The sequence below is a fragment of the Paenibacillus sp. 01T47 genome, from assembly GCF_056398245.1.
In genome coordinates this window covers 1-21744 of sequence record NZ_JBFTPA010000017.1, presented here as the reverse complement: position 1 = coordinate 21744, position 21744 = coordinate 1, and the positions used below count along the sequence as shown (strand labels likewise).

Annotated in this window: 19 protein-coding genes; 1 reads left to right on the top strand and 18 read right to left on the bottom strand. The window is 43.5% G+C overall.

The features are described from left to right. The 11 genes from AC1DOV_RS26075 to AC1DOV_RS26025 all read right to left on the bottom strand — a co-directional run bounded on the left by AC1DOV_RS26075 (position 1) and on the right by AC1DOV_RS26025 (position 14112). Positions 1–1368 carry a sensor histidine kinase gene (locus tag AC1DOV_RS26075; protein ID WP_477551385.1) on the bottom strand — a complete coding sequence of 456 codons (1368 nt, stop codon included), beginning with the start codon at positions 1366–1368 and terminating at the stop codon, positions 1–3. After that, positions 1365–2039, bottom strand: a complete 675-nt coding sequence (locus AC1DOV_RS26070; protein WP_339204952.1) for a response regulator transcription factor — start codon at positions 2037–2039, stop codon at positions 1365–1367. The genes AC1DOV_RS26075 and AC1DOV_RS26070 overlap by 4 nt, the downstream gene beginning before the upstream one ends. Positions 2040–2171: 132 nt before the next feature. Then, on the bottom strand, positions 2172–3647 hold the full coding sequence (locus AC1DOV_RS26065) for a protein adenylyltransferase SelO (protein ID WP_477551384.1): 1476 nt from the start codon (positions 3645–3647) through the stop codon (positions 2172–2174). 272 nt (positions 3648–3919) lie between these two features. Continuing rightward, positions 3920–6127 (bottom strand): S-layer homology domain-containing protein, encoded by a 2208-nt coding sequence (locus tag AC1DOV_RS26060; RefSeq protein ID WP_477551383.1) that lies wholly within the window; start codon positions 6125–6127, stop codon positions 3920–3922. 184 nt (positions 6128–6311) lie between these two features. Then, the gene (locus tag AC1DOV_RS26055) at positions 6312–6794 is read right to left on the bottom strand and encodes a tetratricopeptide repeat protein (RefSeq protein ID WP_441911413.1); all 483 of its coding nucleotides are present in this window, start codon (positions 6792–6794) and stop codon (positions 6312–6314) included. Positions 6795–6957: 163 nt separating this feature from the next. Continuing rightward, positions 6958–9246: a 5-methyltetrahydropteroyltriglutamate--homocysteine S-methyltransferase gene (gene metE / locus AC1DOV_RS26050; RefSeq protein ID WP_477551382.1), complete on the bottom strand. Its 2289-nt coding sequence runs from the start codon at positions 9244–9246 to the stop codon at positions 6958–6960. Positions 9247–9356: 110 nt separating this feature from the next. Further along, positions 9357–10259, bottom strand: a complete 903-nt coding sequence (locus AC1DOV_RS26045) for a LysR family transcriptional regulator (RefSeq protein WP_076267414.1) — start codon at positions 10257–10259, stop codon at positions 9357–9359. Between the two features lie 170 nt (positions 10260–10429). Beyond that, a complete protein-coding gene (locus AC1DOV_RS26040) occupies positions 10430–11290 on the bottom strand; it encodes a helix-turn-helix domain-containing protein (protein ID WP_477551448.1) in 861 nt (286 codons plus the stop codon). A 95-nt stretch (positions 11291–11385) separates the two neighbouring features. After that, a complete protein-coding gene (locus tag AC1DOV_RS26035; protein ID WP_477551381.1) occupies positions 11386–12387 on the bottom strand; it encodes a phosphotransferase in 1002 nt (333 codons plus the stop codon). A 33-nt stretch (positions 12388–12420) separates the two neighbouring features. Then, positions 12421–13146 carry a class I SAM-dependent methyltransferase gene (locus AC1DOV_RS26030; RefSeq protein WP_477551380.1) on the bottom strand — a complete coding sequence of 242 codons (726 nt, stop codon included), beginning with the start codon at positions 13144–13146 and terminating at the stop codon, positions 12421–12423. 495 nt (positions 13147–13641) lie between these two features. Further along, on the bottom strand, positions 13642–14112 hold the full coding sequence (locus AC1DOV_RS26025) for an SRPBCC family protein (protein ID WP_477510335.1): 471 nt from the start codon (positions 14110–14112) through the stop codon (positions 13642–13644). Positions 14113–14405: 293 nt separating this feature from the next. On the opposite strand from AC1DOV_RS26025, the gene AC1DOV_RS26020 reads away from it, so the two are divergent. After that, complete coding sequence (locus tag AC1DOV_RS26020; RefSeq protein WP_477510334.1) at positions 14406–14810, top strand: VOC family protein; 405 nt, start codon at positions 14406–14408, stop codon at positions 14808–14810. Positions 14811–14904: 94 nt separating this feature from the next. On the opposite strand, the gene AC1DOV_RS26015 is transcribed toward AC1DOV_RS26020, so the two are convergent. The 7 genes from AC1DOV_RS26015 to AC1DOV_RS25985 all read right to left on the bottom strand — a co-directional run bounded on the left by AC1DOV_RS26015 (position 14905) and on the right by AC1DOV_RS25985 (position 21155). Continuing rightward, positions 14905–15228 (bottom strand): hypothetical protein, encoded by a 324-nt coding sequence (locus tag AC1DOV_RS26015; protein ID WP_477510333.1) that lies wholly within the window; start codon positions 15226–15228, stop codon positions 14905–14907. A gap of 114 nt (positions 15229–15342) precedes the next feature. Continuing rightward, on the bottom strand, positions 15343–16221 hold the full coding sequence (locus tag AC1DOV_RS26010; RefSeq protein WP_477510332.1) for a cation diffusion facilitator family transporter: 879 nt from the start codon (positions 16219–16221) through the stop codon (positions 15343–15345). A gap of 236 nt (positions 16222–16457) precedes the next feature. Next, entirely contained in the window at positions 16458–17951 is a 1494-nt protein-coding gene (gene abc-f / locus AC1DOV_RS26005) for a ribosomal protection-like ABC-F family protein (protein ID WP_477551379.1), read from the bottom strand. A gap of 322 nt (positions 17952–18273) precedes the next feature. Further along, positions 18274–18633: an MmcQ/YjbR family DNA-binding protein gene (locus tag AC1DOV_RS26000; protein WP_477551378.1), complete on the bottom strand. Its 360-nt coding sequence runs from the start codon at positions 18631–18633 to the stop codon at positions 18274–18276. Positions 18634–18690: 57 nt separating this feature from the next. Next, positions 18691–19815, bottom strand: a complete 1125-nt coding sequence (locus AC1DOV_RS25995) for an NAD(P)/FAD-dependent oxidoreductase (protein ID WP_477551447.1) — start codon at positions 19813–19815, stop codon at positions 18691–18693. Between the two features lie 121 nt (positions 19816–19936). Then, complete coding sequence (locus AC1DOV_RS25990; protein WP_477551377.1) at positions 19937–20563, bottom strand: hypothetical protein; 627 nt, start codon at positions 20561–20563, stop codon at positions 19937–19939. Positions 20564–20783: 220 nt separating this feature from the next. After that, positions 20784–21155 (bottom strand): hypothetical protein, encoded by a 372-nt coding sequence (locus AC1DOV_RS25985; protein ID WP_477551376.1) that lies wholly within the window; start codon positions 21153–21155, stop codon positions 20784–20786. Between the last annotated feature and the right edge of the window lie 589 nt (positions 21156–21744).

The window sequence follows — 21744 nt, the reverse complement described above, 5'->3', positions numbered from 1 at the left end:
TTACTCTGTCGGAGTAATGATTGGCAGGGTGACAATGAAGGTCGTTCCTCGGCCAGGCTCACTTTCCACTCGAATGTCACCTTGATGAAGCGATACGATCTGTTTAACGATGGCAAGCCCCATTCCGCTGCCTTCATATTTACGGCTGTGGGAGCGATCCGCCTTAAAAAATCGCTCGAAGATACGCTTCTGATCCTCTGGCGCAATACCTATGCCGCTATCGGATATTCGGACGGTCACGTTTTTGATATCTTGTTTGATACTCACTTTAATGATACCGCCATCCTGCGAAAATTTGATGCTATTGCCGATTATATTCGTCCATACCTGATTTAACAGATCATGATCAGCTGAAAAAATAACGGTAGGCAAATGGAGCTCGAAATCGATATTGCGAGTCGACCACTGCGGCTGTATCGCGACGATAATTCGTCTTATTTGTTCATCAAGTCTAAATGCGGTCAGCCGCATCTGTTGTGACTGTGATTCAAGCAAACTCAGCTTTAGCAGGCTATCACTCATCTTGGACATCCGTTCAGCTTCAGCAATAATAATATCTAGGTAGCGATTTCGATCGTTATCCGCAACATTTGCTTGCTTGAGCGCTATAGCATAGCCGGATATCGACGTGAGCGGAGACTGAACTTCGTGCGAGACATTCGTTACGAATTCTCTGCGCATCTGCTCCAACTGCTGCAGGTCATGCATCATTTCTTCGAAGCTTCGAGCCAGCGTTCCCAGCTCGCCCGTTTGTTTAATATTCAGCTTGACGTTGAAATCGCCAGATGCTATCCGTCTAGTCGCTTTTGTCAGCTTTTTGATTGGTCTTATTAGAAATATGGAGGCAATTAGAATAAATAAGCTGCCTGTAATCAACGCATAAGCGACAAAAGATAATCCCCATTTGAATACAAAAGAAGCAGATGGAGGGGAGAGTGCTTCCACAAACATCGCTTTCGTTCCCATGTCTGTTTTGAGCGGCAATCCTATGAAAGTAACAGTAACCCCCTTCATACGAACCCGAACCATTTCTCCAGCTAATACCTTCATTACTTGTTCCTTGGCTATTACAGCAGGCTTATGCCCGTGCAGCGCTCCGAAAGACTGGAATCGATCCGTCGTTTCATAAATTCGAATATGATAGGAATTGAGCTGCTTCATTCCACTTACGAACTTGTCCGCATCACGTGAGGGGATAGCCTCATAAATTCGCGCGATGTCTTGTCCAAAATTACGCATCAAAATTTGCGAGTTTTCACTCAATTTTTCTTCAAATGCCCAAGTTGCCACAAAAAAAGCAATAATCGTGCCCCCGATCGTGGAGACTAGAAAAATGAGGACGACTCGTGTATATAAAGATTTGATCATTCGTGCACCTCAAGCCGGTAGCCAAGCCCGCGCACCGTCTCGATATGAAAATCGGTAGTCGTCGCGAAGCGTTCGCGCAGTCGTTTAACATGTACGTCTATCGTTCGATCGTCGCCTGCATAATCGATCCCCCAAATTTGATCGATCAGTTGCTCACGCGTATAGATTTGTCCAGGTGTTCCAGCGAGCTTATAAAGGAGTTCAAACTCCTTTAGCGGCAGCGCAAGTGATTCCGTTCCTCTCATTACTTTATAGGTTTGCCGGTCAAGAATGATGCTGCCAAGCCGAATCGTCTGCGTTGAGCCAATCCGGTATCTTTTCAGAAGAGCCCCAACACGAGCCGTCAGCTCCAATGGATCAAATGGTTTCGTCAAATAATCATCCGTCCCGAGCTGGAAGCCTTTCACCTTCTCCCATGTCTCGCCTCTTGCAGTCAGCATAAGTAACGGAAGATCAGGATTGCTTCTTCGGAGCTCCTTGCACAACGTCCAACCATCCATAATCGGCATCATAATATCGAGTACGACAAGATCAATATGCATCGAGGCATAGACGGCCAGTGCTTCCTTGCCGTCTCCCGCTTCAGCCGTTTCGAATCCGTCGTTGCGTAGAAATAAACAAACGAGTTCGCGAATGTTCGCATCATCATCAGCAACCAGTATAGTAGGCATTCGTTCCCTCTTTCCCTGTTATACATTCCATATAATAGTAATCATTATACTATAAATCGTGTTGAATGATAAAAACAGCACAGAACAGACAAAAGCAGCTGACCATTGAGGTGAGCTGCCGCTTTTTTTATATCAGGTACCGCAAAAAGTTTGGTATGGACGAGTTGATACCCCAGGGAACGTGTAATGATCAGACCGTTCACGGGCGTGATCGTATGGGCTCGAAAGAACATTCAGAAGCTGCTCCATCACACGGTTGTCGCCTTGTTTCACTGCGGCTTCTAGCGCTTCTTCTACTCGCAGGTTGCGCGGGATTACCGCAGGGTTGCTTGCGCCCATCAACTGATAAGATGCAGCTTTGGATTCCGGCTGCCTGCCAAGTCTCGCCTGCCACAGCTCATACCATGGTGCAAATCCCTCGGTACCAAAAATAGCTGTGTCTTCAGGTTTATCTATTGTGAACGAGCGGAAGGTATTGGTGTAATCCGCACCATGCTCCTGCATCATGCGAAGCAATTCTGTAATTAGAGCTTCGTCCTCAAGCTCCTCATTAAAAATTCCAAGCTTCGCTCTCATTCCACTAAGCCAGCTCTGGTGATACAACTCTGCAAATCCAGATAACGCATTCTCTGCCAGTTTTATAGCTTGTTCTTCATTGTCATGCAGCAGCGGCAAAAGCGCCTCAGCAAATCTAGCGAGATTCCACGCGGCGATACGCGGTTGGTTGCCATAGGCATAACGGCCATGAACGTCAATGGAGCTGAATACCGTTTCAGGATCATAGGCATCCATAAAGGCGCAAGGGCCATAATCAATGGTCTCTCCGCTTATCGACATATTGTCTGTATTCATCACACCGTGGATAAAACCAACGAGCTGCCATTTGGCGATTAGCGCTGCCTGACGCTTAATTACTTCTTGAAGCAGGCGAAGATAGCGATCTTGAGCTTCGCCAACCTCTGGGTAATGCCTTTGCAAGGTGTAATCAGCAAGTTGTCTGAGTTCTTCAGCCGTACCCCACTGGGCAACGTATTGAAAGGTGCCAACGCGCAGATGGCTGGAAGCCACGCGGGTCAGAATTGCACCCGGCAGCTCCGTTTCGCGGTATACAGGCTCGCCAGTTGTGACAACGGCGAGGCTGCGAGTGGTAGCAATACCAAGCGCGTGCATAGCCTCACTTATAATATATTCGCGCAGCATAGGTCCAAGTGACGCCCGGCCGTCGCCTCCGCGGGAGTATGGCGTTCTGCCAGAACCTTTAAACTGAATATCAAACCTCTCACCTGTAGGCGTAATTTGTTCACCCAGCAATAGAGCACGGCCATCCCCTAATCTGTTAAAATGTCCAAATTGATGCCCAGCATAAGCTTGAGCAAGCGGCAAAGCGCCTTCGGGAATTTCATTTCCCGACAGCATAGCAGTACCGTCCTGGCTTAGAAGTGATTGAACATTTAAGCCTAGTGATTTTGCGAGCGATTCATTCATAATATTCAACTGCGGAGAGTGTACAGGCGGCGGGCTCATTTTTGTGAAAAATGTTTCCGACAGCCGTGCATAACTGTTGTCAAAGTTCCAACCTGTTTTATCTAATGCTGTTTCCTCAGTCATCGTATCTCCTATATTCTTGTGTCGTTTATCTTCGTTATTGCATGGTCATCTAATGAAAAAAAGTCATAAATACCATTTATCACCTAGATGGTTCCCATTTCTTTGCAAGGCAATTCGGTTTATATAGATTGATTATAACACCATTTCCTCCTTCGCTTCTCCTCTTTGAACCTGAGCAAGCGTTTGTGGGTGGTTTGACTGGTCCAAAACTGTGAATTGCAGACTTCGAATAGGAAAATGAATACATAGCCATTGAGCAGAGAGCTGCATGATCAATCTAAGTACTTCTCGGGATATAGCAGCTTCTGCAGCCTCATAAGGATCGCCGCCGCTTGCTCTCGGACCAGCGTCTGCCGCGGATTGAACTTGCCGTCGCTGCCGACCATCACCTTAAACTCGTTGACGGCTTGGATAGCGTGGAGACTCATCGCGGATAGCCCCTTAATGTCGCCGAACGCTATTCGCCCCTCACTGCCGAAGGTTGCTAAACGACCAGCATTTGCGGACATCATCGCTGCCTCTTCGCGGGTAATTGTACGCTCTGGCTCGAACCGACCTGATGTACGGTCAGTAATGCCGAGCTTTGCAGCTCTTGCGATTTCGTCGCTGTACCATTTGCCCGCTGGAACATCATTAAAGGGAGAGCTGCCAGCAGGCTGATCCGTAGCGCCGTGTACCAAGCGGAGCAGCATGGCTGCGAATTCAGCGCGAGACAACGTCTTTTTCGGAGCCAGTACATTATCCTTCACGCTTACGCCCTGGATGTAACCTTCATAAAGCGCATGTGCCATATTTTCTCTTGCCCAGCCGGCAACTTGATTAGCATCCTTAAAGTCAGCCAACGGAGGAGCAGAGACCGATAAATAGTAAAGATTTTTGGCCACAGCAGGCGCAGCATCCTTCCGATACCCAGTTAGAGTAACGACATGCACACCCGAGGGCATTCCCGCAAAAGCCACTTTCCCTTTCGCATCGGTCACCATCGTCTTCCCACCGACTGTCACCGTTATATTCGGCGCAGGCAGTTGACCCGATTTACGATTCGCTTTCTTAACGAACAGCTCGAAAGGAGAATTCGCTAAAGGCCGTCCCTCTGCTAGTTGGCCGTTCGCATTTGAGCCATTAACAACGACTAAGTCGATAACCTCGGTTGTATCCGAACCATAATAAAGAAGCAATCGACTTCTATCACTAAGAACATTCCCGCTGCTAGCGTTTTCTGGGAACATCCAACTGCTATATCTACTATACTCAGCGAACTTCCATCCATTCTTTCCGCCGTATTGCAGGACGTCGATTCCTTTAATTGAGGTGATTACCTTCTCCCCGGAAGAAGCTGTCTTCATTTCGTAGGCAATTCCTTCTTGCTTAAGGAAAGCAAGAGCTGTATCTATTGCCTTACCGCCACTTGGAACGCGTCCTTGTGCGATTGTACCTGTAGGCCCCTCGATCTGAATAATCGCGCTGCCCGCAGCCAAATTCAAGTCATCGATCAGCCGTTCTTTGCCATTCACATACAGCTTATAAGCGGTCAACGCCAAATAAGCGTGGAGCGTCGCCGTCATATCCAAAACGCCATCGCTGCGCTCCGAGAATCCACCTTCATCCAATCGACGAGACATCAGAAAATCGAGCGGCTGAGCGCCTCCCTGCTGCGCGAACGCAGCAGCGTCCATTCGTTGCGATGACAGTGCAATGATAACCTGGGCTGTCGCCGCTGTGCTGAAGTCGAAGCCACCGTCGACTGATTGCTGCATGCGCAGCCACTCCAGCGCTTTCTGCTCTGACTCCGTCAGCTCCCGATCTTGCGTTCTCGAAATGAGTGACAATCCTGTCAAAGCTACAGCCGTTGCCATAGCACTACCTTTTCCATTAACGGACTCGGACCAGCTTCCATCTTTCAACTGCTGATTTGTGATGATATGAGAAAACGCGTCAGGATACCAGAAAGGGTTTGAATTAGGAGAGTAGGGACTGGAACTCTTCGCCACGACATAAGCGGGTACGAGTTCATATATCCCCTTCTTCTCAAGGTCAGGATTGTTCAAAACGGCTGAGAAAAAATCAAGACCAGCGATATTGTTAATGTTGCTGCCGCCAGCAGCAGCATAAGCGATCACCGTTCTTGTCATATCTGTATACGTATCAAATCTTCCGCCATTATTTAATATGACATCTGCTTTCTCCTCCAGAAAGCCTTTTGGAACTGCTCGGCCGTTCTTTGCAAATCCGATCGCCGCCCAATCCGAAAACGGTTTCTGATCATATAGCAATTGCTCCGCTTCCTTTAATGCATCCTGCATGTCTGTTGTGAAGGCCAGCGAACGATCGACCTTGCTGCTCGCGTTCACGCTGCCGCCAGATGCCAGCTTCTCCGCCGTATTAGCTGACGCGACGCCAACAAGCAGCTGCGACATCAGACATCCAGCCAGAAAGACGCGCCCCATTCTCATTATTAAGTTCAATCCATTTTGTTTCATTCGTATTGCTCCCCCTCCTGCGAATCAACGTAAACCGCTTTAATGGTAAAATTTACACTAATTGTTACACGGTACAAAACCTTATTTGTTTCGGCTGATTCGAATAAATAAAAACGGCGATAGACAATGGCGTCATTATGACGTCCTAGTCTGTTGCCGTATAGTTGGACAATAGCAGGCTGGATCAGTCCCATACCTGATCCAATTTGTCTGAATAAAAAAGGGCAGCTCTCTTGTACGACTGAATTCCCTCATCAGCGCTCGTTTCGGCTAATTGCTTCAATAAAATTTCCATTGCCTTGTCATAAGCCTTCAAGTTGTATTGAACCATCGCATAAAACACCTGAAATTCTCTACGTTCTGGAAACTCTTTTATTGCTGCTTCAAATATACGTTTTGATTCATCATACATGCCTAAAGTACGATATGTACTTCCTAGGCCTAACAATGCCCCTTCTCTTTCTTTACCTACTAATCCTAGTTCCAACGATTTTTCATAAAAAGGTACGGCTTCCCTTTCGAGTCCCATAGCATCATGAACCCAAGCTAGTTGATACCATATTGAAGCGTTCTGCGGCTCTTCTTTGACTAAATCTATCAGCAATGTCTTGGCTTCTTCCAGTTTCCCTGCTTCTCTTAAACTTATGGCGGTATGAAGCTTATCCATGATATTCATTCCTTTTAAAATCAATTCGTTTCGTTTATCGTATCATATTTGAGAAATCAGTCTAATTCTAGTTTATTTATAAACAAAATCGGATCTGATCCTATCAAAAAGAGCAGGCTGCCGTGGCAGCCTGCTCTTCTGTGATTTTTATTATTAACCTAGCTTACACCTGCAAAGAATGTTTCGCACGAGCGATCTGTGTCGCTTCAACCATATTGCGCAAGGAATCAACGGTTTCTTCGAGTCCACGTGTTTTAAGTCCGCAGTCTGGATTAATCCAGAACAACTTCGGATCAAGCACACGCAAAGCGCGTTCGATCATACTCGTCATTTCCTCCACTCGCGGAATACGCGGGCTGTGGATGTCGTATACGCCTAAACCTATACCCAGCTTGTAAGTATTCAGCTCAAAGCTATGAATCAATTCACCATGACTGCGTGAAGTCTCGATGGAGATAACATCTGCATCCATCGCTTCAATGGAATCAATCATGTCATGGAACTCGCAATAACACATATGCGTGTGAATTTGCGTCGTATCCTGAACCGTGCATGTAGTCACACGGAAAGCTTTGACAGCCCAAACTAAATAGTTGGCTTGGTCTTCTTCCTTAAGCGGCAGACCTTCGCGAACCGCAGGCTCATCAACCTGAATCATCCCAATGCCCGCTTGCTCAAGCGCTTCTACCTCTTGTCTAAGCGCATAGGCAAGCTGGTACGCGATTTGCTCACGAGTAATGTCATCACGGACGAACGACCAGTTCATGATCGTGATCGGTCCCGTAAGCATTCCTTTAACTGGACGTTCAGTCTTCGACTGAGCATACTTCGTTTCCTCGACAGTCATTGCTTCTTCAAACGCTACATCTCCAAAAATAATTGGCGGTTTCACGCAGCGGGAGCCATACGACTGTACCCAACCGAACTGAGTGAACGCAAAGCCCGCAAGCTTCTCACCGAAAAACTCAACCATATCTGTCCGTTCAAATTCGCCATGCACGAGTACATCCAGTCCGATTTCTTCCTGAAGCTTAATCCAGATATCGATTTGCTCACGGATGAAGCTAGCGTATTGTTCATTGTTCCAATCACCCTTGCGCCATTGTTGACGGGCTTTGCGCACCTCTGCGGATTGCGGGAAGCTGCCAATTGTCGTCGTTGGGAAAATCGGCAATTGCCATTTTTTCTGTTGGGCAATATGACGCTCAGAAAATGGCAGATTGCGTGTTGGATTCTGCACGCTAATAGCGGCTACGGCTTGCTGAATGCTGCTACGATTGCGCTCGCCTGATTGCTTAAGCGCCTCTAGAGCAGCATCACATTTCTCAAGCTCAGCAGTAATGAAAGCATCTTCCGAAGTAACTGCTTTCGCAAGAAGAACAATCTCATCCAGCTTCTCTTCCGCAAATGCTAGAGCACCCTTTAGTTCAGGCAATAGCTTAGTCTCATTTTGCACTGTGACTGGAACATGAAGCAGGCTGCAAGATGACTGTACAATTAGCTGTTCAGCCGTTACGACTTCAGCCAACTCTTTCAACAATGCCAATTTATCGCGAAGTGACGCTTTCCAGATGCCGCGGCCATCAATGACTCCTGCACCTAGAACCTTGTCCTGAGGGAAGCCAAATTGTTTAATGGATGACAAGTTTGCGGACAAACCGTGTACGAAGTCAAGCCCAATTCCTTTGACCGGCAACGCAACGATGTCAGTATAGTTTTCTACGGATTCGAAATACGTTTGCAGCATGATGTTTAGATTAGTTACCGATGCAGCAAGCGTGGTATAAATATTTTTTAGGCGACTGCGATCAGCATCGCTAAGTTTTGTTACAAGAATTGGTTCATCTATTTGTACCCACTGAACGCCTTCTTTTTCAAGCTCTTGCAGGATCTGCACATAAAGCGGCAGCAATCGATCCAGCCAAGCATCCGTCTCTGATTGACTGTATCCTTTGGACAGCTTCAAGAAAGTTAATGGGCCGACAATAACGGGTTTTCCCTCGATACCGAGCTTTTCTTTAGCTTCCAAATATGCGATAAGCGGCTTATTCTCTGTAAGTACAGGTGCTGCTCCGTCCAGTTCAGGTACGATGTAGTGATAGTTGGTGTTAAACCACTTGGTCATTTCGCTTGCCGTTGCATCCTTCGTTCCGCGGGCAATGCCATAATAAACCGACAGTGGTACTGAACCGCCTTCGTAAGTGAAGCGCTTCGGAATGATCCCGAACATCGTTGCTGTATCAAGAATGTGATCGTAATAGCTGAAATCATTGACCGAGATAAGGTCGATGCCTTTCTCCTGCTGCTTGCGCAAATGATTCAAACGGATTTCTTGAAGCTTGCCATGGAACTCTGATTCTTCAAGCTTGCCTGCCCAGAACGCTTCTAGCGCCTTCTTCCATTCCCGATCCGCACCAATACGTGGATATCCCAAAACACTGCTTTTCACCATCTCGTAACACTCCTATACAAATTGTTACAAGAAAGATAACACGTATTCACTGTTATAGAGTAACTGGATTAAACTATATCTAGTCATAGCCTTAAGCTATACCCGCACTTTTATTTGCCAATCGCTTGTTTGAGCGCCTCAATATATGCCGATCCAAGCTTGGATAAGGAAGCATTTCGCTGCGAGATCCAACCTACATTGATCGTCTCCTCGCAATCGAGCGGTACTGGAATAATCTCATTGCCGTTTAAATCAGCGCTTAAAACACCCGTCGATATCGTATATCCGTTTAGTCCAATTAGGAGATTGAACAGCGTCGCCCGATCGTTTACACGGATGCTTTTTTTATGAGTCATCGTACTTAAAATTTCTTCTGAAAAATGAAAAGAATTGTATTCGCCTTGGTCAAAGGACAAATAGGGATAATTTTGAAGCTGGTCAATGGTCACGATCGATTGATTGGCTAACGGGTTATTAATGCTGATGAAAATATGAGGCTTAGCTGTAAATAAGCTAATAAACTGTAAATTCGCCGTTTTGAGCAACTTATTGATGACCTTCCCATTGAACTCGTTAAGATACAAGATTCCAATCTCGCTGCGCAGGCTTTTAACATCTTCAATAATTTCGTAGGTTTTAGTCTCACGTAATGTTAATTCATATTCTTCCTGACCATACTCGCGAACCAAACTGACAAATGCATTCACTGCAAAAGCATAATGCTGAGTAGAAACCGAAAAATGCTGCGGCGAAGGCTTGGCATTCAGGTAACGGCTTTCCAACAATTCCGCCTGCTCAACAACTTGCCTTGCATAACTTAAAAACTCAACACCTTCCTTAGAAAGTGAAATTCCTTTATTAGATCTCTCGAAAATTTCTAGCTGCATTTCCTCTTCCAGATCCTTAATGGCATTGGAAAGACTAGGCTGAGAAATAAACAACCGCTTGGCTGCCTCATTAATGGAGCCTCGATTGGCGACCTCAATTACGTATTTTAATTGTTGTAGAGTCAATGAAATACTCCCTTCTAACATCCTGCTTGTCTTTCTTATATTATACATATAAAACAAGCCAAACATTGCATCGCCTGCCGTTTAAGCATAAGAAAAAGGAACCCGAATTGCAGCGGATTCCCAAACGTTCTTTAAAGCTATCGCTGGAAGACTAACTCTACGTCCATCCTTCAGTTTTTCGCTATAGCACTGCTTTCAGTACACTCATTCAATATACCTCTACTGATGAAAGGTGCGATCGACACCAGTGCTTTTAAGCCTTCTTTCTCAAAAGCTTTTTTCGCACATTCGTCAATTGCCTCTGTACTAATAAATGGCGCCAGCGATACAATGGCATTTATGCCTTCTTTTTCAACGGCTATCCTCGCGTATTCATCAATAACTTCTTTACTAATAAATGGGGCGAGTGACACAATGGCATTAATGCCTTCTTTTTCAACCGCCATCCTCGCACATTCATCAATCGCACCCTGACTAATAAATGGGGCCATCGCCACGAGTGAATGTATGCCTGCTTTTTCAAAAGATTGCTTCGCGTACTCGTGAATCGCAGCTTCACTCATAAAGGGAGCTAACGATACGAGTACATAAATGCCCTCTTTTTCAAACACCTGTTTTGCAATTCTGTCTATCGTCTCTTCACTAACAAAAGGAGCAATGGACAAAAGATCGCCTATTTCAACATTGTCCTCTGCATTCGCAACGAACTCATCCACTTGCTCTGGTTTGAGCAATGGTGCAATTTCGGAAATATCTTTAAGTGAAACTTCATTATGTTGTAAATAATCTTCTGTTGAATAATCCAGCATACTTCTAAGGATTTCAGTACCTTTGCCTTCCTCCAAAATCTCATCGATACTGACATCAAAAATTTCTGCGATCTGGGGAAGCTTAGAAATATCAGGCATCGTCTCTCCCCGCTCCCAATTGCTCACCGCCTGATAACTGATATTAAGTCTGTCTGCTAAACCCATTTGGGTAATTCCGATCTTCTTCCTTAGCTTCGAAATATTTCTGCCTACCTTCATCATATCAAACACTGTCATCACCCCTTCATTCAAGATACTTTCAGTGTATATTTGACCCTTCTTTTTGTATATCAAGTGGTGCTTGAGCCCAGAATTTCTCAAACCAGATATAATTCAAGTAGTGCTTGCAAGGCCTCACGATGCTGATTCAACCAGTTATTTCGTGTTTGAAATTGATGGAGTATATAGTTGAAGTTAGCTTCAATCGGTTTACCTGAGTAATGCTGGCCTATATAAATATGGAGAACTGCAATATGATAAATCTGCGTCATGAGCTGCAAATGATTAATTTCTTGTATAGTTGCCTTACGAAAACCGGCATACCCCTTAATATAGGCTTCAGTCATTTCCAAAGATCCATTCGACATTTGCAAAATATGATTAAGGCTAATGACAAATTCCATAAAACTAGCATCAATCGAAGTGAAATCAAAATCCAATACGCCACATATGTTGTTGTTTTGGGACAATAGGTTGAATATGAGCAAATCATGATGAACGAGCTGCCTTGGCAAACTTTTTAGCTGGTGGATAGACATCTCAACAGACAAAATCATATTTTTATAGAAGTTCAGGTGGGATTCAGAAATGTGAAATGGCGGATTTTCAATAAAAGAAGTTATATCATTACGATGGGCGAGTGGATGAAGATCATAAAGATCTGAGAAAGCTTTTCCATGGTGGTCTAGCAGATCAGTTTCATATTCGCTCAGTGTTGAAGAGATTTCTCCAACGACATGACCAAATTTCAAGGCTTGTTGTGTTTCTACTATTTCTGGTACACGGCCTTCAATAAATGATACGACCGCACCTAAAGTACCGTCTGCTAATTGTATGTATTCATCCCCATTGAGCGCCCGAAGAAATACAGGCACTTGAAATGTAAGATTACTGCCACTCAAAAACGAAGTTATTTTCGATTCCATTTCCATGCTTTGTACATTTTTCGTATGGCGATCGTAGATGCGGACTACATACTTTTGATCATTGATTTTAACAATCTTCGTGAGGTTTGTTAGACCAAAAGGAACGGACTCGATTTCATAGCACGGATGAATAAAATAATAGTGTATTAGCTCATCGATTAATGTCTGCATCATATCCCCCTAAACCTAATTAAGGATTCTCTCCTTTTATTTCCGAGCTTTCACAATGAGAAAATGAGGATTAGTCGAAAGACGATCATACCAACGCTTATACCAATCCATAGCATCTGGTTTATCTTTAAAAGCTAAATCCGGCTGCGGCTCGATGATTTGATCAATGATAAATTGGGCAGATGTGACATTCAGAATCTCTTGAAGAGGCCTCCTATAAAATGTAACCTCCACTGGGCCAGATTCTTTCTTGTTCCAGGTTTCCATAAGCAGCTCGTGAGCAAAATAATCAGGTCTTTCAAAATGTTTAAAGTCCATAAATGGATGATGTACGGAGAAAATAACTTGTCCACCCGGTTTCAATATGCGATGGAATTCTTGAAAGGTTAGCGCCCAATCATCGATATAGTGCAGGGTTAATGAGCTTACTATAAGGTTGAATGTTTCGTTTTTAAATAGGAGGGGCTCCGTTAAATCACAAGCGAATACTTCTGCCTCATGACCAACTCGCCTTTTGCATGCTTCTACCATAGCAGGACTCAAATCAATAGCCGTTACTTGAGCACCGCGCTTTAAAAATTGCTCCGTGTACCAACCTGCAGCACAGCCAGCATCAAGGACTGTAAGTGAATTCATATTATTTGGCATAAGTTTCATCATTGCTGGCCGCTCATAATAAGCGTTGTGCCCGCTCTCAGTATCCACATGCTTTTCGTAGTCTTTTGCAAGTTTGTCGTACGCTGTGACAACCTTTTCCTTCATTTTGTTCACACCCTCCTATTTCTAGCTATAACAGCAGCTTGATAATACCATAATTTTTCAGTTATGAGGTAAAAGACAGCCATAATAATGGCTGCCTCCTTTTGGATCATATGATTATATTTTAAGAGCTGGAAAAAATGCTAGAGATATGCTCACAAATTTCATCCATAACCTATCAAAAACAAATTTGAAAAATGCCACGTAGAAATAGCTAGCGGGATAATGGATAACAGCTTAAGCCAATTCTTTTTAGCTGCAAATCCGACCACTAACATGATTACTCCTATGATTAACAATACAATTAGTGCTAAAAATGACATATTGATGCCTCCCAGCTCGTAATCCAGCAATCATCTGCTTCCTTACAAATCAATTCTAATAAAAACCTTTTCTTGAAACGAGTACCAACTTTTTGTAGTACCTGTTCATATATGATCTCTATCATCTTGCTTGATTGTTATGAGAAGCTTGCCAGTACAGAGCGTTTAAACGAGGTTAATCAAGGTCAGTGACTAGCTCTTCTGCCCTACTCTTTAATTGATTATTTCGATGCTCCAAAAAACTTTTCATGTACCTTCTTAATATCAATCTCTCTGTAATCCATCCAACTATTCCAAACGGAGCTTCAAAAACCAATATGTCTTTCATTAATGTCATTCCATCATGTTCCTCAAATATATGCTCATGTCTTAAACTTTTAAAAGCCCCCTTGCTCATTTCGTCTACAAAAAGATAGGGACTTTCATATTCCGTAATTTTCGAGGTTAGTTTTTGTCTGATTAGAAAATGAGTAGCCAGAAAGGTCACGGTTTCTCCCTTATTAATCATGCCTTCAATCGTTCCTGCTATAGCCCTCTCCTTCGTATGTTTCCAGACCGTTTGAGTATGTACTTCTATATTCCTCGCTAAGTCAAAACAATGATGTATTGGAGCATTTATAAGAACCTCGGTTTTAACAGTAACCAATCCAAACACCTCATTAAGCTACAATTACTCTTAAAGCCAGCATTGTACCCATTTTTAAAATAACTCTTTAGGCAGCCCATGATCAGAAATAATTAATAAACACCTTCCCGAGCTGCAACTTCATTTTATCATTACTGGAAATTCACTGCCTGTCAGCATAATAAAATAAAGTTTTAAAATTTTTTTTGGAATCTGTCGATTTTCAAACTTCTCATTCGTTGTCTAAATAGAGGCTGAGTTCATCGGTTATCTACAAAAATAATCCAAACTATGGGATGAGAGGATGTTATAAGATGGCAAAACACACAACTTATATGATGTCGGAGGACGCAAAAGCTCAAGCTGAGTTCTATACTCATGCACTTGGTGGAGAGATCCTGTCCGTTATGACGCATGGACAGCTTCCTGATGCAAAGGAAGAACTCAAGGATAAAGTTGTTAACTTGAGTCTGATGGCTGGAGGAATTCACTTTTTAATGTCCGATTCTGTATTTGAACCCATCATTCGCGGAAATGCCATACATCTGTGTCTCGAGTATGATGCAGAGGCTGAAGCCCGCGAAGCCTTCGATAAGCTAGCTGTAGGCGGCAACATTAAATGCCCGTTAGAACCCGCATTTTGGGGCACATTATTCGGACATATCGAAGACAAATACGGCGTAATGTGGATGATCACCACCACTGGACCAACTGCCTAAACAATAATTGCAAGAGCAAAGCCCGCCCGAAAATAATATCGGGCGGGCTTTTTTGGGGACTGCACAACTGCAACTCTTCCACCGTAGTTATCCGTTAGCTGAATATACTTGTGGGGATTTCGCCATCGGAAAAGTAACGGATTGCCTTACCTTTTTCTTCAGCATATTGAATCTCTTTTTTTGTACTGTTGCCTATATATCCATCCACATCAATTACGAATATTTCATCAGAAATATCTATTTTTCTTAAATGCAGATGCCCTAGTAACTCTGCTTGTTCTTCTGTAATTTTAAAACCATCACTTTGTTCAAAAAAAGCAACACTAATAACAATATTGCCTTGAAGTGTAAGAAACGCGTTTGCTTTTTCAAATTGATCTTTGAATTTTGTAGAACCGCATAAAGTTATTACTGCCATGTTCAATTCCTTTCTGATGATGTTCTTATTATGTGATATCAACTTGAAAAAATCTTTATTCTCCACTTTTTCATGTCAATGCACAGCTGTTACTCTTGAACTTACTCTGTGTACCTAACTACTCGCCAAAAAAGGCTCTATGTGAATGTGTACGTAGGAAATGCTGTGCAATTCAGCAATACGTTTCTCAATTTGTTCTGAAATGTCATGGCTTTCTCCTACATTTAGCTGATGGTCTACGGCAATCGTTACGTCTACCAGTTTGTTATTCCCGTGAATACGAGCTTTTATATCAATTATTTTCTCTACACCTGGGGTATCGGAGACGGTTTGTTTAATGGTTTGAAGTTCTTCATGATCAAAACCGTCAGTAAGCGCATGCGAACAATCACGAAAAATATCCCATGCTGTTTTACAAATAATGATGCCTACAATTAGAGCTGTGACTGGGTCAAGCCATGGCAAGCCAAATTGTGAACCGATGATGCCAACAAAAGCGCCCATGCTTACAAGAGCATCCGAACGATTATCTTGTGCGGCCGCCATCATTGCGTGACTGTTTATTTTTTTTGCTAAACGAATGTTGTAAAGGTAAACGAAATAAATGGCTATGGCACAAAATAGGGCAGTCCAAGCTGCAATAATATCAGGTGATTCAATTGTTGGAGCTCTGAACTTCATAACCGTCTGATACAATACTTGTATACCAACAGCGAACATTATAAAAGAAGCGATTAGGGCAGCTACCGTTTCAGCTCTGTAATGACCATACCGATGGTTTTTGTCCGGTGGTTTCCGAGATATTTTAAGCCCGATCAACACGGCTATAGAAGCAATAATATCGGTTGAGTTGTTCAGACCATCAGCTGATAAGGCTTCGGAGCCAGTGAGGAAACCTATAATTAACTTTATTGCGGACAAGAAAATATAAGCGCCAATGCTCAGCCATGCACCTTTTTCGCCTTGTTTGATATCATCATACGTATCTTGCACTTGTTTCACTCCCAGTCGGTTTTGCAGAACAAAACCTATGTTACTTGATAGAATGCGTGTGGGTCTAGAGAAACAGTTTTGTTTTTGGCATCAAAAATAAGCTCAGACAAACAGTGTTGCACAGCCCCAATTTTTAATATCGAATCATGCAACTGGCAAATAATAAAACTGGCCTTCGATTACACACAAAAAAACAGCAGCCTTATGGCTGCTGTTTCGTTTAAAAGATACGATTTTTAGTCAAAGTTTCCCGTCAGTTCAATCGTTTTTGTGGCGACACGGTCGTGAAATTCACGATCATGTTCCACGAACACTATGGTCGGTGCGTACTCATGCAGCAGCTCCTCAATCTGCATCCGGGAAATGACGTCAACAAAGTTCAGCGGTTCGTCCCAAATATGCAGATGAGCCTCTTCACATAGACTTCTCGCGATCAGAACCTTTTTCTTCTGTCCACCGCTAAACGCCGACATATCCTTCTCAAACTGGATACGGGCGAAATCAAGCTTTCGCAGCACGCTCTTAAATAAACTTTCGTCGATTCCGTGCTCTGCTGCATAATCAGAAAGTGACCCTCTCAGATGAGAAGTATTCTGGGATACATAGGAAACGCGCAGCTGAGGATCAATCCGAAACGTACCCGTATAGTGAAGCGCCTCGCCGTTTAGCAGGTGGAGCACACTAGACTTACCCGAACCGTTTGGACCCGAAATGGCGATCCGATCCCCTTGTTCGATCGTCAAATTAACGTTCTCGCAAACTGATTTTTCACCGTAATAAATCGAGACGTGATCCAGCACAGCCAGTTCGGATTTGGAATACGCGAGTTGAGAGATCACAAGGCTTTCTGACTGTTCAATATTTCGAAGCAGTTTCGATTTCTCTTCAACAGCGGCATTTTGCCGCTGCTCAATGGATTTCGCACGTTTCATCATTTTAGCAGCTTTGTGCCCGACATATCCCTTATCCAGCTTGGAACCGGAGTTTCGTGTGCCGTTTTTCGATTTTTCAATCTCGTGGGACCAGCCGCTCGTGCGTTTGACAGAGCTAGATAAACGCTCGATATCTTTGTACAGCTTCTCGTTTTGTGCCAATTCGAACGTGTCCTGGCGAGTTTTGTTCGTCCACCAGCTGGAGAAGTTGCCTTTTTGAATTTCTATATTTGTTTTGTTGATCGATAAAATATGATCGACACAGCGGTCGAGAAATGAGCGGTCATGTGACACAAGAATAAAACCGCGCTTCGTGTTTAGATAATCACCGACAAGTTTGCGTGCATGCAAGTCGAGATGATTGGTTGGCTCGTCGATGAGCAGAAAGCGATTGTCCTGGATGAACAACACGGCAAGCAGTACCTTCGTTTGCTCGCCTTGGGACAGCGTTTCGAATGGCCGGTACAACACATCTTCCGAAACCTTAAGCAGATTTAGTTCTCGCATCAGCTTCCAGCGCTCATAGCCTGGCACGATTTCTTCGATGACGTCGACGGTCAAATATTCCGGATGTTCAACGGGAAACGGAAAATAATCAAAGGCAACGGGTGCGGAGATCGTACCGCTGTATTCGTATTTCCCCTGCAGCAGGTTGAAGAACGTCGTTTTGCCCCGACCGTTTCGCCCTGTAAACCCGAGCTTCCAGTCTGTATCGATTTGAAAATGAACATTTTCGAATATGAGGTCATAGCTGCCTGGATAGGCAAAAGTAAGATTAGATACTTGAATCGCGGGCATGGCGATCATCCTTTCGTATGAAAATAAAAAAGAGACGCAAGAAAGGTGCTTTCTTACGTCTCTAATCCATACGAGGAAATACAGCCCCATTTTATGGGACTGGATGACTATCCGGATAGGGAGCGCAAACGAAATGCAGACCTTTCTTGCAGAGACGAAATAAACCAACCACAGCGGATTGCTGAGTTCGTTCTTTTCGTGATCTCACAGCAAGAAAGTTCTACATTGTATTCGTTCAACTCCCGTCATCAAAATTAGGTACAGTTTATCACAATCTTAATTTAACTACAACCTGCGAAGTCCCGTCATACGCTCTGAGCCATTAGTTCTTTTCGATAATAGATTCTCGAAGGCTCTTAGAAAGACTTTTGACAACCAGCTCGTAAGAATGATCAATCATTTCAAAAACATCCGACTCTGGCAAAGAACCGTCGATCGTAATTGTATTCCAATGTTTTTTATTCATATGGTATCCTGGTCGAACAGCCTCATGCTGTTCCCTTAAGTTTTCCGCAATTACCGGATCACATTTTAGGTTTAAGCGAAGATGCTCCCCTTTGTCCTCAAAAATAAACGCGAATATTTTACCTGCAACTTTGATGACCAACGGTTCGAATCCGAAGGGATAATCCTTAGACGCTCCGTTCTTCGTTAAACAGTATTCGATGATATTATTCTTCAAAACAGCAGCTCTCCTTCTACGATATTAAAATGACTCATTATGAATTTATCCTACAGCTCAGCTAATGGCTTTACAAATTTCATAATCGGTTAAATCGATATCCACTTCCATTCCTAGTGCTAGCTTAGCCAACTGATCTCCGATATAAGGTCCCATCGTCAAGCCGGAAGCCCCGAGACCGTTCACCGCAAGCAGTCCCTCCCAATCTGGAATGGCGCCTATAACCGGAAGAAAATCGGCGGTAAAAGGGCGAAAGCCTACTCTTACTTCCTGAAATGTACTATCTGCCAGATCAGGTGCGAATGGAAGACATTTGCTTAAAATTTCATGCATTCCACCGGGTGTGATCCTCGTATCATAACCTTCAATATCATTTTCATGAGTTGCCCCTATGACGATTTTTTGTTGATCAAAGGCGAGCAAATATTGATCGGAAGGCGGCATAACAACCGGCCAGATGCCAGTATTCTGTTTGGCATCTGGTACCTGCAAGTGCATAATTTGTGCTTTCTGATAACTCACTTTAAAATCAATGCCCAACGGTTGCAGCAGCTGACCAGCCCAGGCCCCTGCACAGACGATCACGATGTCAGCCGGATAACTAATTGCCTGGGCCGTTACACCCGTTATTCGGTTGGATTGATATTCAAGCCCAGCATCCCCATAGATAAGCTCAGCCCCATTCCTCTGTGCAGATCGAAGCAAAGCATCACGCAGCGCACGGCCATCCACACGGGCGGCTCCACTAATATGAACGGAAGAATATCCTTCGACGAGCAGCGGGAAGAGCTCTCGGGTCCGATGTTCATCAAGCTGCGTAATCTCACCGATTTCTGGAGCTTCTTCTAAACGCTTGTAAGCTCTCGCTTCCATTTTCTCGATTTTCTCCGAATCCATATGTATACTTAGGGCGCCGACCTTGGCATATCCGGTTTCGGTTTCCCCTTCACTTTCCAGCTCTTCAATTAAAACAGGGTAATAACTCGCTCCAGCCTTAGCAAGGCGATACCACGCCTTATTGCGCCGCTGCGACAGCCAAGGACAAATAATGCCAGCTGCTGCATCCGTAGCCTGTCCTTCATCTTTCCTATCGATAATGAGGACATCTGCACCTTGCTTAGCCAAATGGTATGCGGTTGATGCTCCAGCAATTCCTGCACCAATGACAATGATCTTCATGATGATTTCACTTCTTTCTATAATCGCTCTTCTCATTATAACGAGATCCCTCTCAAATAGAAAAAGCCGCGTATGACGCGGCAATTTAAGTTTCTCATGAAGTGCAATGGTCTATTATCTAATTTTAATCATCTGACATATCCGTTAACGATATAGGTATTTCAGCATAATCAGGTCCTACAATCTTTACACCCTCTTTTTCATCTGAGCCCACCGCAACCGAAATACTGAACTTATCTGACTCTTGTATTGCCTTTTTATCAGAAACTAAGTCAATCACAACCGTTCCTGTACCGCCTCCCGTTGATTTATAGGCGTCTCGTCCTCTTCCAATTTCAATTATTGCTCTCCATTTATTTTCTGTATCCGCGGTAGTCAATGTCGTTATATAGTCCGCAGGTATGGATTTTGTTTCTTTTTCAGGATAACTGCTTGTAATGTTTGAAATATACCATTTATCAGGAATATTGAGAGCAACACCACCCCAGTCTTTAGGGTCGATTGAAATCGAAGCAACAATCTGAATATGTTCCGGAATTCCTTTGTCTCCCTTGATAAATAATGTTCCTTTTGCTGATGTATTCAAATCTGTAGAATCAGAACTCACGCTAAAACTTCTAGTTTGAACTATCTTTTCGTTAACTGCTGTTTTGTGAATAAATTTCTCTTGTCTTGATGACAGCAGTAAAATTAAAATGGTCACACTAATTATTAATACAGCAAGCAAAATGTATCTCGCTTTTATAGTCATATCTGCCCTCCTTAGCAGTCCACATAACTTTATCTTTTACGAAGTAAATCAGCTTCTAAATACTTTGTAAGGTAAATCGTTACTCCCAAATGATATCCCATAAATATCTTAACATATATTGGTTTTTCATCCTTATTGAATTAATCTTTTAGCTAGACACACGTACCACAAGAATGAAAACAAGCAAAAGAAAAGACCGCCATCAGCGGTCTTGAATACTTTATTTCGTTTCTTTCAAAAATGCTAGTGCTTCCTCATAACTATTCCAGTGACTTTCTGAAGTATGCTCAGATTGCCTAGCGGAGCGGTTCAACTGGATTTTGGTTATCATGGCTCCTTCAACTATAACCGCTGCTCTTTGCATGCCAAAGGTTAATAATTGCTTTTGATGCTCGACTAGCTTAGCTTGAGACTCGGGTAAGAAAGCTTTGACACTTCGCATATCAACAACTACGTCAAATTTACCGCCCAATTCTATGGAAAATGTCTCGATCTCTCTAGTAATGCTATCAAAATCTTCAGGCCTAGCTTTCTGATCCCAAACGATCTCAATTATTTTATTCGCCTTATCCAAAATCTTTGTTGATGACATTTATGTGTCTCCTGTTCAGGGATGTAGTTTAGCTGCCATTTTATTCTACAATTCATCATTGTTTTCTTCAATTAACTTTCGAAGTAATTATCAAAAATACCGGATTGTTATGTGATATAACTCATCAGTTACAATATACAGAGCCTTACAGCGACAGCACGAACAAAAAAAGCAATTCCCTCGAAGAGCAGTCCAAGCACATCGGCTTATTGAATACGAATAAACGGCTGAAGCTGCTGTATGATCGGAACTATCAAATTACGATCAAGAGCAAGCAAGGGCTGGGGACCGTGATCAGTATTACACTCCCCCAAATCAAGCAATAGAAATGAAGAGGGCAGGATTGTTCCTGCCCTCTTTATGATAGATGACGCCCTATGCTTCTCGGGATCAGCCTATTGTCGCAGGGCTGTTTAATAAAAAAAGAGCCGCCCGCTGGCTGAAGTGCACCCCTTAGAATAGACATTGGAAAAACCCCTAGGTTATTCCGATGAAATTCTAGGGGGTGTATTTTTGTGGCGGTTAAAGGGCAAAAGTTTAAGCATTATGAAGATACAACGAAAGTGGAGGCAATCCGCTTACATGTTGA